General features: G+C 62.9%; 6 protein-coding genes and 3 pseudogenes. 3 read left to right on the top strand and 6 right to left on the bottom strand.

The window, feature by feature from the left end; genetic code table 11:
* Window positions 1-389: pseudogene (locus tag F4827_RS33715) on the bottom strand (twin-arginine translocation pathway signal); the annotation flags it as partial.
* A gap of 240 nt (window positions 390-629) precedes the next feature.
* Here F4827_RS33715 and F4827_RS33720 point away from each other — a divergent pair.
* A complete protein-coding gene (locus tag F4827_RS33720; protein ID WP_183733254.1) occupies window positions 630-1,049 on the top strand; it encodes a type II toxin-antitoxin system HicB family antitoxin in 420 nt (139 codons plus the stop codon).
* A gap of 326 nt (window positions 1,050-1,375) precedes the next feature.
* The gene (locus F4827_RS33725) at window positions 1,376-10,132 is read left to right on the top strand and encodes a GH36-type glycosyl hydrolase domain-containing protein (RefSeq protein WP_183733256.1); all 8,757 of its coding nucleotides are present in this window, start codon (window positions 1,376-1,378) and stop codon (window positions 10,130-10,132) included.
* A 54-nt stretch (window positions 10,133-10,186) separates the two neighbouring features.
* Here the strand turns inward: F4827_RS33725 and F4827_RS33730 are convergent, their stop codons facing one another.
* Window positions 10,187-10,783 (bottom strand): tyrosine-type recombinase/integrase, encoded by a 597-nt coding sequence (locus F4827_RS33730; protein WP_199127847.1) that lies wholly within the window; start codon window positions 10,781-10,783, stop codon window positions 10,187-10,189.
* 366 nt (window positions 10,784-11,149) lie between these two features.
* Window positions 11,150-11,569: a transposase gene (locus F4827_RS35725; protein ID WP_260175552.1), complete on the bottom strand. Its 420-nt coding sequence runs from the start codon at window positions 11,567-11,569 to the stop codon at window positions 11,150-11,152.
* Window positions 11,570-11,654: 85 nt separating this feature from the next.
* Here F4827_RS35725 and F4827_RS33740 point away from each other — a divergent pair.
* Window positions 11,655-12,071 (top strand): annotated as a pseudogene (locus F4827_RS33740) (transposase); the annotation flags it as partial.
* 404 nt (window positions 12,072-12,475) lie between these two features.
* Here the strand turns inward: F4827_RS33740 and F4827_RS33745 are convergent.
* The 3 genes and pseudogenes from F4827_RS33745 to F4827_RS33755 all read right to left on the bottom strand — a co-directional run bounded on the left by F4827_RS33745 (window position 12,476) and on the right by F4827_RS33755 (window position 14,505).
* Entirely contained in the window at window positions 12,476-12,718 is a 243-nt protein-coding gene (locus F4827_RS33745; RefSeq protein WP_183733258.1) for a hypothetical protein, read from the bottom strand.
* 518 nt (window positions 12,719-13,236) lie between these two features.
* Window positions 13,237-13,443, bottom strand: a pseudogene (locus tag F4827_RS33750) (IS3 family transposase); the annotation flags it as partial.
* A gap of 12 nt (window positions 13,444-13,455) precedes the next feature.
* Entirely contained in the window at window positions 13,456-14,505 is a 1,050-nt protein-coding gene (locus F4827_RS33755; RefSeq protein WP_183733260.1) for an IS110 family transposase, read from the bottom strand.
* Window positions 14,506-14,572: the final 67 nt, after the last annotated feature.

Raw genomic sequence — 14,572 nt, forward strand, 5'->3', positions numbered from 1 at the left:
TCGTCGGTCATGAACAGAAAGACGATTGCACGCGACTGGGCACCGATCTGCCAGCCGACGGATCCGGTTGCCGTGCTGTAGTAGCCGACGGTATGGCCTCCCACGCGCAACGACCCTTCGCCGTACTGGCCGCCGACCACGAAGCCTGCATCGATCACTGACGGGAAGATCAGCACGCCTTTCGCTTTGGAAACCAGTTCGCGCGAACCTTTCGCGTCGGCATAAAGACGGGAAAGAGTCGAGTCGAAACCCGCGTCGATCGTTTGACGTTTGTCCATCTGCTGGCCATTGGAGTTCGATGGATTCGATGGGCCGGTGATGGTGCAGCCCGGAGCGGCTACCGCAATCAACAGAGCCGTAGTGCTGCAGATTAATGTTCGTTTCAGCATGGTCTTCTCCTGGGAACCCGACGATGTCCCCACGCTATGCCGGATCGAGTCTCGAATGCGGTACGTCACCGTACAAATTCGGTATTCGATATATCAGGTTGATTGATCGACATGTACCGCGAGGCAGTCTGCGAAGCGGAAAGTCCTGCACCGTACAGACAGCGCTGCTACATGGACGCATGATCGGTGTTCTGGCGGGGATGTCTCTCGCGTCAACCACGTTAATGCGCGGAGATGCTCGTGCAATATCCCCTCTACGTTCAACAGCGCGGTCGCGGCTATCGCGGCAGGTTCGCGGATTTTCCATGGATCGAGGTGGACGGGGAGACGTTCGGCGCTTTGACGCAAGACGCAGCGAGTCTCGTGCAACGGATGTTTCACCGGAGCGAACACGTAATTCCTACGCCGACCATCGATACGTCGAAGCTGAAGACGCTCGAGATGGACGATGGCCGGGGGCTGTGGATGTTCGTCGACGTCGACTTGACTGCTGTCCAGTCACACTCCGTATTCGTTCAGGTTCGCCTGCGCAAGAGCCTGCTGCGGGAGATCGACCTCGCCGCGCAAAAAAGCGAGGTCTCCAGATCGTCCTACATCGCACTGGCCTGTATCCGTGAGCTTGCGCACGTGGGCGATGAAGGGGCGCAACGGCGCTCCTGAACAAGCCTTGCATGGGTGGCACGTCAGGCGCGCCTGTGGGGACTGTATTGACGATCGATCATGTTCGGACCTTGTGGGGGCGCAATGAGCCAGACACTCATGGGTTATTCAGCAGGGTTTGCAGCGGCAGCATTCGTCGCGATTTATCTGGCTTTGCGATGCTGGGCCGCGTATCGGCGGCAAGCGGCGAAATCCGTGCCACACCCATGGCCGGATTCCGAAAGTTCCGACAGTAATCACTGAGCCTCGGGGCGTCACGCCTGTTCGCGGTGCGCCTCGATCGTGTATCCGCAGCGTTGGCAGCTCTCATAACAAGGGCGTCTATCTTGTTCCTCTCGTTTATACGTGCGTCCGGCGCATATGGTTCGACTTCGCCGTGGAACAGCAAGGAGCCCGTTCGCGACGAGCTGTTCGGCGAAGAGCGTCTCGCGCAGCACGCGAGGAGCCTCGCGTGTGCGCAGCACATCTTGCCCGCTACTTGCGCTGGGCCTTCGCTCGCCGCGAGGTTGAAGGATAACGCGCACCGGCTCATGCGCGCGTATGGCGCGACTGTTGTCGCCGCAGCCCAGGACGAGGCGATCACTCCGGCGGCCGAATGGCTGCTGGACAATTACTATCTCGTCGAGGAGCAGGTGCGCAAGGTTCGCGATGACCTGCCTCCGAGCTACTACCGGCAATTGCCCAAGCTCAGCGTCGGCCCCTTCGCCTGGTATCCGCGCGTATTCGGCGTCGCGTGGGCGTTCGTCGCCCACACGGACAGCCGGTTCGACCCCGATCTCCTGTGCCATTTCATGCGGGCGTACCAGACGGTTCAACCGCTGACCATCGGTGAACTCTGGGCGGTGGCGATCACGCTGCGCATTGTGCTGATCGAGAACCTCCGCCGCCTTGCCGATCAAATCACCGAGGGACGCACCGCTCGGCTAGACGCAAACGCAATGGCCGATTGTCTGCTGGATGGGGGCGGGCATGCGTTCGAGGACGTGGTCGCGCTGGCGGCGCGTTACCAGCGGACGTCGTTGCTCGACACGTTCTCCGTGCAGTTGCTTCAGCGTCTGCACGACGAGGATCCGCAGACCACGCCCGCCGTACTCTGGATGGACGAGCGTCTGGCCGCACAGCACACGACGGCCGAGCGGATCGTCGCGGGTGTGCATCAGCAGCAAGGCGCCGCGAGCGTGACGGTGCGCAACGTCATAACGAGCATGCGTCTGATTTCGGACGTGGACTGGACGGTGCTGTTCGAGCGCATCAGTCCCGTGGACGACGTGTTGCGCACGCATCGCGGTTTCGTCGAGATGGACTTCGCGACGCGCAACCTCTATCGTGGGGCGATCGAGGCGCTGGCGCGCGGTTCGTCGGCGAGCGAGACGGACATTGCGCATCGCGTGATAGCAGCAGCGGAGAGTGCGGAAGCAAAGGGGGAGAACGCTAGCAGGACGACGGCGCCTCGCGCCGAGGAGGGCGAACCGCTTCCCGGGCAACTGGGCGGAGCGGCGGCGCGCCGCGAATGCGAGCCCGGCTACTACCTGCTCACGGAAGGCCGCCGCGCGCTTGAGCGGGCCATCGGTTATCGCCCACCCATCGGGGTCTGGCTGCATCGCTTCACGCGGCGGGCCGGTCTGCCGGGCTATCTCGGCCGGATCCTGGTGCTGGCCGCGCTGATCCTGACAGGCATGATCGAGTTCTCGGCCGGCTTCGCCACACCGCGGGTCTGGCTGATCTGCCTCTCTCTCGCGGGGCTGTTACCCGCCGTCGATGTTGCCGTTGCGATCGTCAATCGCAGCGTGATGCGCGACGTCGGCGCGATTGTGCTGCCCGGACTCGCGCTGCGCAATGGCATTCCGGCACGTCAGTGCACGGTGGTCGCTGTGCCCGCCTTGCTGACTACGGCTAGTACCGTGGCCGAGCAGATCGAATGCCTCGAAATCCATCATCTGGCGAGTCCTGAGGGCGAACTGTATTTCGCCTTGCTCACCGATTGGACCGATGCGCCAGCGGAGCGCGTCGAGGGCGACGAAGCACTGCTATCCGTCGCGGTAGCGGGTATCGCTAGGCTGAATCGGCAGTATCGGGGCGGCGCGAGGGGGCCGCGTTTCCTGCTGCTGCATCGGCGGCGCACGTGGAACGACGAAGAGGGCCAGTGGATGGGCTGGGAGCGCAAGCGAGGCAAGCTGCACGAACTGAACCGGCTGCTGCGCGGCGCGCCAGACACCACATTCGTCGAGATCGACGGACGCCCGCCCGTCGCTCCGCCCGAGGTGCGATACGTCATTACGCTCGATGCCGACACTCGCTTGCCGCGCGATGCGGTGCGCCGTCTCATCGGCAAGATGGCTCATCCGCTCAATCATCCGGTTTTCGATGCGAGGAGCCAGCGTATCGTCGAAGGCTATGGCGTGTTGCAGCCGCGCGTGACGCCGTCGCTGCCAGTCGGCACCGAAGGGTCGCTATTCCAGCGCATCGTGTCGAGCCCCAGCGGCATCGATCCTTACGCGGCGGCCGTTTCCGACGTGTATCAGGACCTGTTCGACGAAGGCTCCTATACGGGCAAGGGCATCTATGACGTAGATGCTTTCGAGGCCGCGCTGGCCGGTCGCGTTCCCGAGAACACGATGCTCAGCCACGATCTATTCGAGGGCATTTTCGCGCGGGCAGGACTGGCTTCCGATATCGAGGTCGTCGAGGAGTATCCGGCCCGCTACGACGTCTCGGAAGCACGCCAGCATCGCTGGGCGCGTGGCGACTGGCAGTTGCTGCCGTGGCTCCTCGGCGTGCACTGGCGGCCCGATCTCGCCTTGGCCGCGATCGGCCGCTGGAAGATGGTGGACAACCTGCGCCGCACTGTGATCGCCCCGGCGGCGTTCGTCGCGTTGCTGGTTGGCTGGACGTTGCCGCTGACGGCGGCGTGGCGCTGGACGGCCTTCGTGCTTGCCACGATTGCGCTGCCAGTGCTGCTCCCCGTCCTGGGTGCGCTCGTGCCGCACCGGCGGCGTGCGTCCGTGAAAATGACAGCACGCAGTCTGTTCGGTGCTTGGCTGGTCGACCTGCGGCTCGCGCTCGGGCGCTTCGGTTTTTCTACCGTGCTGCTGGCGCAACAAGCGTGGTCGATGGGCGACGCCATTGCGCGGACCCTGTTCCGTGTGCTGGTCAGCCGCCGGCACCTGCTCGAATGGACCACGGCCGCCGAGGCTGGAGCCCGCGGCCGGCTCACGCTGGGCCGTACCTGGCTGCATATGTCCGGCGGCGCTGTGCTTGCGCTGGGTGCGGGCGCAGTGGCCGGGTCGGCCGCATGGCGCACCGGCCATGAGGGAGTGTGGGTCGCGCTGCCGTTTGTGCTGGTGTGGCTTGCATCGCCGGCGCTCGCGTACTGGTCGAGCCTCGCGCCAATGGCGGCGGCCAATCTCGCCGTCGGCGACGCCGATGCCAGGCAGCTTCGTCACCGGGCGCGCCGCACGTGGCGCTATTTCGAAACCTTCGTCACGTCGGACGATCAGATGCTGCCGCCGGACAACTTCCAGGAGGATCCCCGGCCGGTGGTCGCCCATCGGACTTCGCCGACCAACATAGGGCTCTATCTGCTTGCTACGGTCAGCGCACGCGAGTTCGGCTGGGTCGGCACCGCCGATGCTGTCGAGCGGCTGGAGGCTACGCTGGAAACGATGCAGCGGATGCTACGCTTTCGCGGGCATTTCTACAATTGGTACGACACGCAGGATCTGCGGCCGCTCGATCCGAAGTACGTGTCGTCCGTCGATAGCGGTAATCTCGCCGGCCATTTGATCGCGCTCGGCAACGCCTGTCGCGCGTGGGCGCGGCAGATTGCCGGCGCTGACTTTGTTGTCGCTTGCGCGGGCATCGGCGACACCCTCAATCTGCTGGACGAAGCTGTGCGCGTGAGTTGCCGCGACCGCACGCACTCTGCGCTGGATGGTGAGTTCTTGCGAGCGGTGGCGGCGCTGCGCGTGTGGCTCGACGCGGTGCCCCGAGGTGCGACGGGCGACGGGATGTCCGAAGCTTCCGAAGCGCGTACGGTGCCCGACTGGCGAACCGGCGTACTCCTTGTCGCCACCGTTTCCGACATCGCCCACGCACTCGTCGACGAGGGGAGCACCAGCCAGAACCGCATAGACGCGCAGGAGAACGATCTGCTGTTCTGGACCACAGCGCTGGAACGCGCGATGCACAGTCACGGGCGCGATGTGACGCGTTCGGCAAGCGATGCGACCGCGCTGTCCAGGCGCCTGAACCGAGTGACCGACAGCGCGCTCCAGATGGCCAATGCAATGGAATTCGGCTTTCTGCTGGACCCTGTGCGCATGCTGCTGTCGATCGGTTACTCGGTCGCCGAAGGCCGGCTCGACGAGGGCAGCTACGATCTGCTGGCCTCGGAGGCGCGCCTCGCCAGCTTTGTCGCGATCGCCAAGGGCGACGTGCCCGCGCGCCACTGGTTCCGGCTGGGACGCGTCGCTGTGCCGGTCGCGGGCGGTGCGGCACTGATCTCGTGGTCGGGGTCGATGTTTGAGTACCTCATGCCGTCGCTCGTCGTTCGCGCCCCGTTCAGCAGTCTCCTTGCGCGAACCGTCGCGCTCGTGGTGCGTCGGCAGATCCGCTACGGTGCGACGCTAGGCCTGCCGTGGGGCATCTCCGAATCCGCCTACAACTCCCGGGATCTTGAGCTGACCTACCAGTATGCTAGTTTCGGCATTCCCGATCTCGGGCTCAAGCGCGGACTCGGCAACCAGGCCGTCATCGCTCCTTATGCAACCGCGTTGGCTGCGATGGTCGCGCCGTTACCGGCGCTGCGCAATTTTGAACGTCTCGAAGCGGCAGGCGCGACCGGCCGCTTCGGTTTCTACGAGGCGCTCGACTACACGCCTGCCCGCGTACCCGAAGGCCAGACGGTGGCGATCGTGCGGGCCTTCATGGCGCATCATCAGGGCATGGTGATCGCGTCGATCGCCAATGCGCTGTTGGGTGGGCGGATCCGTGGCTTCTTCCACGCGGAGCCGGCCATCCGCGCGACAGAACTGCTGTTGCAGGAACGTATGCCGGGCGCGGTGGCGGTAGCGCATCTGCGGGTTGACGAAAAGAGCGCTGGCCAGCTGCGCGGCATCGAGCCGGCCGTCGCGCGGCACATGGTATCGGCAAGCGATCCTTCGCCGGCCACGCATCTGCTGTCCAACGGCCGCTACGCCGTGATGCTGACCGCCGCCGGCTCGGGCTATAGCCGCTGGGGCGATATGGCGATTACGCGCTGGCGCGAGGATGCGACGCGCGACGACTGGGGCAGCTATCTATACGTGCAAGACGTTGATAGCGGCAACTGTTGGTCCGCGGCGTGGCAGCCGACCGGCGTGGTGCCGGATAGCTACGACGTGACCTTCACGGAGAATCGCGCGGAGTTCGTCCGGCGCGACGGCGCGTTGACGACCTCGCTCGACGTGATCGTCTCCGCAGAGGACGATGCGGAAGTGCGGCGCGTTTCGGTGTCCAATGCGGGCTCTCGGACGTGCACTATCGAGTTCACATCGTATGCTGAAATCGTGCTTGCGACGCCGGCGACCGATCAGGCCCATCCGGCGTTCGCCAAACTGTTTATCGAGACCGAGTACCTCGCCGAGCTGGGCGTGATACTCGCGACGCGGCGCCGCCGCGCGCCGGACGAGCCCGAAGTTTGGGCAGCGCATCTTTCGGTGATCGAAGCCGATCAGCCCGGTTCCATCGAAATCGAAACCGACCGGGCGCGTTTCATCGGCCGCGGCGGCAGTGTCCGTTCGCCGCGCGTTCTGGGGGGGGGGCGAGCACTCAGCAACACGGCGGGCGTCGTGCTCGACCCCGTGTTCGCGATGCGGCGGCGCATGCGCATCGCGCCAGGGGCGACCGCGAGCGTCGCGTTCTGGACGATTGTGGCCGACACGCGCGGGCAGTTGTTGGATATCGTGGACAAGCATAGCGATGACGCGTCGTTCAGCCGGGCGGTAATGCTGGCGTGGACCCAGGCGCAGGTGCAATTGCGCCACACCGGCGTGAGTGCTGACGAGGCTGCGCTGTTCCAGCGCATGGCTGGGTACCTGCTGTATGGCGACGCGGCGATGCGGCCGAACTCCGTCGCCCTAATCCGCGGCGCGGCGGCCGCGGCCGCGGCCGGCAGCGTGGGCGCGGCGCCGCTCTGGGCGCACGGCGTGTCCGGCGATCTGCCGATTCTGCTGGTGCGTATCGACGATATCGAGCACATGGCGCTCGTGCGGCAACTGGTGCATGCGCACGAGTATTGGCAGATGAAGAGGCTCGCGGTCGATCTGGTGATTGTCAACGAGCGTGCGTCGTCGTATGTGCAGGATCTGCAGGTCGCGCTTGAAACGCTCGTGCGGCCGGGGCGGTCGAGGCCGCTATCCGCCGGACCGGCGCCGGGTAACGTCTTCGTGCTGCGGGCCGACCTCATGGCGGGCGATGCTCGCGTTCTCTTCCCGGTCGTCGCGCGTGCGGTGCTGGCGGCACGTAACGGGCGCTTACCGGAGCAGCTCAGGCGGCTCGCGGGCGCACCGTCTGCTGGCTTGCCACGTGCGCGGCGGCAGCCCGCGCCGGAGGCCGTCGCCTCCACCAGTAGTGCGGTTAGCGTCGCGGTGGATGCCGGCCTCGAATGCTTTAACGGGTTTGGCGGCTTTGCGCACGACGGCCGCGAATACGTGATCGTGCTCGGCCCCGGGCAACGCACGCCGATGCCATGGGTCAACGTTATTGCCAACCCGGCCTGCGGATTCGTTGTTTCGGCCGAAGGCGGAGGCTATACGTGGACGTCGGACAGCCGGGGGCATCAGCTGACGCCGTGGTCGAACGACCCCGTTGGGGATCCGGCAGGCGAGGCTTTCTACGTGCGCGACGAGGCTACCGGCGCGTTATGGGGACCGCAGGCCGCGCCGGTACGCGACCAGTCGGCGGGGGCCGAACCTTACATCGCGCGCCACGGACAGGGCTACAGCCGATTTGCGCATACCGCCGATGACGTGGCGCTCGAACTGCTGCAATTCGTGCCCTTGAGCGATCCGGTGAAGATCTCGCGGCTCACGCTGCGCAATCTCTCGAACCGCGACCGTCAGCTCTCCGTGACGGCTTACGTCGAATGGGTGCTCGGCGCGCAGCGCAGCGTGACGGTGCCGCATATCGTAAGTGAGATCGACGCGGCGACGGGCGCGATTTTCGTCCGTAACGGCTACGGGGCGACGTATCGGGGCCGTGTAGCGTTTGCGGATCTCGGTGGCGAGCAGAGTGGCTGGACCACGGACCGCCGCGAGTTCATCGGCCGCAATGGAACGTTGAGTGATCCAGTGGCGCTGGCCGAGGGCGCCGGCGACAGCCCGCTATCGGGCAAGGTCGGCGCCGGGCTCGATCCGTGCGCGGCGCTGCAGACGGTCATCGACCTGCCGACCGGCGGTGTGGTCGAGGTGGTGTTCCTGCTTGGCGAGGCCGCGACGGCCGCGGATGCCCGGCAACTCGTCGCATACTATCGCGAAGCCGATCTCGACGACATTCTGGCTGCGGTGACGAGCTTCTGGGATGAGACGCTCGGGGCCGTTCAGGTCACGACACCCGATCGCGCGCTGGACCTGATGCTCAACCGTTGGCTGCTCTATCAGACGCTCGCTTGCCGGATCTGGGCGCGCGCGGGTTTCTATCAGGCGAGCGGCGCGTATGGCTTTCGCGATCAACTTCAGGACGGCATGGCGCTCGTTTGGGCGCGTCCGGCGCTGACCCGCGAGCATCTGTTGCGGGCAGCCGCACGGCAGTTCCCGGAGGGAGACGTTCAGCACTGGTGGCTACCTGAAACGGGGGGCGGCATTCGCACTCGTATCGCGGACGATTGTTCCTGGCTGGCTTACGCCGTGGCCCAGTACATCGACATGACCGGCGATCAAGGGATCCTCGACGTGATGGTACCGTTCCTCGAAGGCTGCGCGCTGGCCGCGGACCAGCGCGACGTATATTTCGTACCGGACGTCTCGGATACCAGTGCGACATTGTTCGAACATTGCGCAGTCGCGATCGAACACACGCTCGGGTTGTTCGGCGCGCACGGTTTGCCATTAATGGGGACTGGGGACTGGAACGACGGCATGAACCGGGTGGGTGAGGAGGGGCGAGGAGAAAGCGTCTGGCTCGGCTGGTTCCTCTACGCGACGCTGATGGCTTTTGCACCGCTCGCGCGGGCGCGTCATGAGGATGCGCTCGCAGATTACTGGCTGGCGCGTGCGGACGCGCTCAGGAAATCAGTCGAAAGCGCTGGGTGGGATGGCGCGTGGTACCGGCGCGCGTACTATGACGACGGCACGTCGCTTGGGTCCGAAGGCAACGACGAATGTGCAATCGACGCCATCGCGCAATCGTGGAGCGTGCTGTCGGGCGCCGCCAGTGTCGAACACGGGGCACTTTCGATGGCAGCGCTCGATGACCGCCTGATTCGACGCGAAGATGGCCTCGCGCTGTTGTTCACGCCGCCGTTCGACAAGACGCCGCTCGATCCTGGCTATATCAAGGGCTATCCGCCCGGTATCCGAGAGAACGGTGGCCAGTACACGCATGCGGCAATGTGGTCGGTGCTGGCGTTCGCGCAATTGGGGGACGGCGATCGCGCAGCTGGTTTGCTCGCGATGCTCAATCCGGTCAACCGGAGCCGCACGCGCAGGGGCGCGAACAGCTACAAGGTGGAGCCCTATGTGGTCGCTGCAGATGTCTATTCAGTCGAGCCGCACGTGGGACGGGGAGGATGGACGTGGTACACGGGCTCGGCGGGATGGATGTATCGCGCGGGCATCGAGGGTGTTCTTGGCCTGCGCAAACGCGGTGGCGAGCTGTGGATCGAACCCTGTGTTCCAAGCGCGTGGCCCGGCTTTTCGGCAGTCTTCCGCCACGGCAAGTCGCATTACGAGATCGTCGTGAACAATCCGCATCATGTCTGCCGCGGCGTGTGCAGCATGAGCGTGGACGGCCGGACGCTCGAAGTCGGCGTGGCAGCCGTTCCTCTCGTAGACGATGGCGCACGCCATCGCGTGATCATGACACTGGGGCCCGGGCTAGATTATTAGCGGGTGTTACTCTTGTTAAGGTCTGCGAAGTGGGCGGCATAAGCACGTAGAATACTATGAAGTGCCTGGGTCGCCCGCTGACGCTCGCACAGCAAGCCATGCACGTATCGCCGTTGCGGTTTGCTTCCATAGCGGGAGTATACGTTCTCGCCTCCCTTTGCCGTAGATGTGAATCGCGGCCTGCGTCGAAAGCTCCAGTTGGTCGATCCGCAACTGAACCAGCTCTGAAACTCGAAGACCCGCCGCGAAGGCGAGATGCAACATGGCACGATCGCGAATACCCATTGAAGTCGTCAAATCCGGGCTATCCAGAATCGATTGCATTTCTGGCATAGTCAGGTAGTCGACGAGCGCTTTGTCGGCTCTCTTCTGGGGGATTGCATGAATTCGCCGTGCTTGGTCGAGACACGAAACATCATGATATTCGAGGTGGCGGAAGAACGATTTGATTGCTGCGAGACGTGCGTTCCGGGTCCGTGGCGAGCATCGTCGTACATTCTCAAGATGGTCCAGGAATGCGAGAATCAGTGGAGCGTCGACCTGATCAATCTCAAGTAAAGACGGTTGAGTGTGCATACGCTTTGCCGCAAAACAGACCAACAACTGGAAGGCGTATGCATACGTATCGCAGGTGTTTGCGCTGGCGTTCAAGCCAGCCTCCAAAATGCGCTATCGACGCGGCGTATTCGGAAATCGTAAGTTGTGCATATCCATTGTTTGCAAGCTCCGCAGTGAACTCGTAGAGATACGGCCCGAGTGCAACTGGAGTCAGTGCGTGCATTTGTGCCGCGTAAGAACTGTTCGGGGTAGCCATAGCCAAACCTCCTTCGACCGCCTGCCTGGCGGTATCCTCAGGAGACTCCCGTTATGCAAAGTAATCAAGCACGGCAAACAGCAATCTCCGCGGCTTGGGCGACAGGAATTCGCTTCGAATACGCATAACGAGTGGCACCGCATAACATCGCATGTCGGTCACGCCGGCCGCTAGCCAGATACGCGTACCTGCGGGCAGCGCGATCACTTCAGACATTCCTGCAGGGATGCTTCGGTGCGCTCGGCAGACAGGCCACGAATCTTCACGCGCCGCTTGCCGATCTCCACCTCGATCTCGCACACGGGCGCCGGCATCGGTACGCTGCTCATCGCTTCTGACATCACTGTCGGCTCCGGCGCCCGAAGTACCAATGCCGAGTCGATCACGTCGACGCTCAGCAGTTCCGTGCATGGCATGCTCGGCGCAACGTCGAGTGCAGGGACGACCAGCTTGCCTTCACGATATTGCTTGCGCCACCCGAACACCACATTCGCGTTGATGTCGTGCCGGCGCGCAACAATCGACACCGACATGCCGGGCTCCAACGTCTCTCTGATCACCTGCCGCTTGAATTCTCGCGCGTACGTGCGACGGGGATCGGCTCCGCCCCCTGCGTTCGACATGGCTGACTGGCTCCGTTAATCTAAACGCGCTCCTCATGCTTTGGAAAAGTCAGCATCGGGAAACGGTCGGGCCGAGCCGCTTACGGTTCTGAAGTCCAGCCGCTGGCTGCTGCTGCGCAACCGGCGCAACCTGAAACCTGGGCAGTCGGTGCAACTGAAGGAACTGCTGGCTGCCAACCAGCCGCTGTTATGCGTCTACGTGCTCAGGGACGAACTGAAACGGCTGTGGTTCTATCGCAAGCCTGCGTGGGCGCAAAAGGCCTGGGAGCAATGTTTCGAGCAGGCAAGGCAAAGTGGAATCGCGGCCCTCCAACTGTTTGCCCTGCGCCTGCAAGGCTACTGGCATGGGATCTTGGCGCGCCGCCGCCATCCACTCAATACGAGCATCGTTGAAGGGATCAACAACACGATCAAGGTCATCAAGCGAAGAGCCTATGGGTATCGCGACGAGGAATACTTCTTCCTCAAAATCCGCGCCGCGTTCCCCGGTAATCCTCAATGAACCTAAGTTTGTGGGACCGTGACGAACATGACTAATCCATGAGCGGCGTCTGATCAACATCACTTACGAGGAGTTCGCAAAGATGGCGCAATGCTATGCGGAAGGTCACGCGATGAGGGAGTACCCGCACGCGCGGGACATCGGAAAGCAGCACAGGGGCAAGATGGCGGTGACATGACGATAGCCGGAACTGGAGCGGACGCGCAACACAGTTGCGGCGAACAGAATGCAATCGGCAAGGCAGTCTGGCACCACGGAAGCAGCATCGACGGTGGCGGGATGCTGCTCCGCAAGGGTTGAGTCGATATTTTCCCGCGCAGAGATAAGGCGCCTCGACGTAGATTCGATGAACGGATCCCGATTCCCTTATAGTCTGGGGGCGCGGTTTGGTGAGCCGGCACCTATTATTGCGCAGGAATCAATTTTGCGCGGCGAGGTAGTGCGGCGCGGGTCTCCTGCTCGATCTTGTCGAGTAGATCCAGCAACCGGACTATGCGTCGTGCTCCCGAGGGAACGACCTCCTGGTCGGCCAATAAGGCTGTCGTCCGGCTCCGCCAATATGACAATGCGAAAGGGCCATCCCCGGCAAATAACGGGATAATAAGTTCGAGATGCACGAGTTCTTTTTCGAATTGATGATGCAGCATGGCCAATCCTTCTCGCGCGGTGAGTTAGCTGATCGACTGGATCGTGTTCAGCTTGGATTCCCTTGTCGGCACGCTGTCGTATTGATGCGTGTGCTGGCAGCTATTCGAGGCGTATAGCGAAACAGTTGGATGTCCAAATTTAGCGGAATTCCGCGCGCCGCGATGTCCGCCACCGTACCGACTCCGGCGAGCCCAGATGCAAGTCTCATCGGACGCGGCCCGTTCGGTGCGTGGTGATTCAAGTTGGGTCTTACTTCCAAGCACGACACCGATATCGTTCCCCTGGGCAATCAATGTCGGGTTCCGTCTGGTATCTGTTGTCCGCGAGCTGCTCATCACCATGGCGGGGGGCTATGTGGTTCGTCAAGCGTTAGGGGCTGACTTGGGTTCGTAAAAGGTGCCGTCTCGCAGCATCGCGAACAGGACGTCGCAGCGTCACCGTGCCAGTGCGATGAGTGCCTGGTTATGTCGCTTGCTGACGTTGCCCGCGAATTTCGGATCCCTTAACTGAGCGGAGATTATGCCACCCGTTGGTTCTGGGCGGCGTACCAGTCCTGCTCGTACTGCATCGGGCTGACGTAGCCCAACGTCGAGTGCAAGCGCGAATGATTGTAAAAGCTTAACCAATCGACAACTTCATCCATCGCCTCTCGACGCGTTGCAAAGCGCTGGCCGAGGATGCGGGCACGCTTGAGCGATCCCCACAGGCTTTCGGTCGGCGCGTTGACGCTCCTATGTCAAGCAGAGGCGGTCGAATCGGCCAGATCGGCCAGAATGAGCGGGTACAACTCCCGGACGATATAGCGCTTCAGGCAGCGGTGGATTTCCTTGTTGGACATGCCTTCCTTCGTCCTGCGTTCGACATAGGCGCGGGTGCGCGGATCGCTGCGCATCCGAACCATGGCAATGGTCCATAGGGCGTTGTTTGCAGACCGATCACCACCCCTGTTCAGACGATGCCGGACTGTCTTGCCGGACGACGCCTGCAACGGACTTGTGCCGCAGAGTGCCGCCAGTGCCGCTTCGCTTTTCAAGCGCTCAGGATTGTCGCCCGCAAGAGCAACCAGTACCGCAGCGGTCTGCGGGCCGACGCCGAATCTTTCGCGAACCCGCTTGGCATGCTGACTGGTGAGGCTGTCAAGCATGGTATCGAGTGCTTTGAGCTCTTCTGCGAGCGTCAGCCAACGCTTCGCCAGCAACCGCAGCGTAGTCGTGAGCGTTTGCAGCATTGGCGTTTTACCCAACGAGCGAAGACGGATGCAACCCTCAACGCATTCTGCAGCCTTCACTTTCAGAAGACGATCACGGATTTCTTGCGGTGCGCTCACGAGCAAAGCCCGTAGCTGATTGATAGCCTGCGTCTTGGCTTTGACTGCACTGCGCCTGGCAACGGAGACGGCGCGCATCGCCTCAGCGGCACCGGACTGCTCCTTTGGAATAGCCGTAGCCCTTCCGGAGAGAACCGCACGTGCGGCGTTTTCAGCATCAGTGGGGTCTGACTTCCCTCTGGATCTGCGCATCGCGCGATCGGGACGATTGACTTCCAACACATCGATTTCATGATCGCGCAGCACGCGGGCCAATCCCGCGCCGTAGGTGCCTGTCCCTTCAACCCCGGCGCGGCGTAAAGGGCCGAACGAATTCGCCCATGTCAGCAGATCAAGATATCCAGCCATGTCGGTCGAGACCGATAGCGTTCCAAGGAGTCTGCCTGTGTCGCTGATCACAGCCCCGACATGCGTATCCAGATGCGTGTCAACGCCCAGAATCACTTCGTTTTGTTCCATACGTGTATCCGTTGTAGTGGGCGCATCGCCAACCCCACTCGCAGGACAGGACACTCATGGTGCAGTA

The sequence above is a fragment of the Paraburkholderia bannensis genome, from assembly GCF_014200455.1.
GTDB classification, from domain to species: domain Bacteria; phylum Pseudomonadota; class Gammaproteobacteria; order Burkholderiales; family Burkholderiaceae; genus Paraburkholderia; species Paraburkholderia bannensis_A.

What these genes read in the sequence shown, in the direction of transcription:
- F4827_RS35725 (WP_260175552.1), bottom strand. Translation starts at nt 11,569, where the DNA reads ATGTCGAACGCAGGGGGCGGAGCCGATCCCCGTCGCACGTACGCGCGA.
- F4827_RS33745 (WP_183733258.1), bottom strand. Translation starts at nt 12,718, where the DNA reads ATGCTGCATCATCAATTCGAAAAAGAACTCGTGCATCTCGAACTTATT.
- F4827_RS33755 (WP_183733260.1), bottom strand. Translation starts at nt 14,505, where the DNA reads ATGGAACAAAACGAAGTGATTCTGGGCGTTGACACGCATCTGGATACG.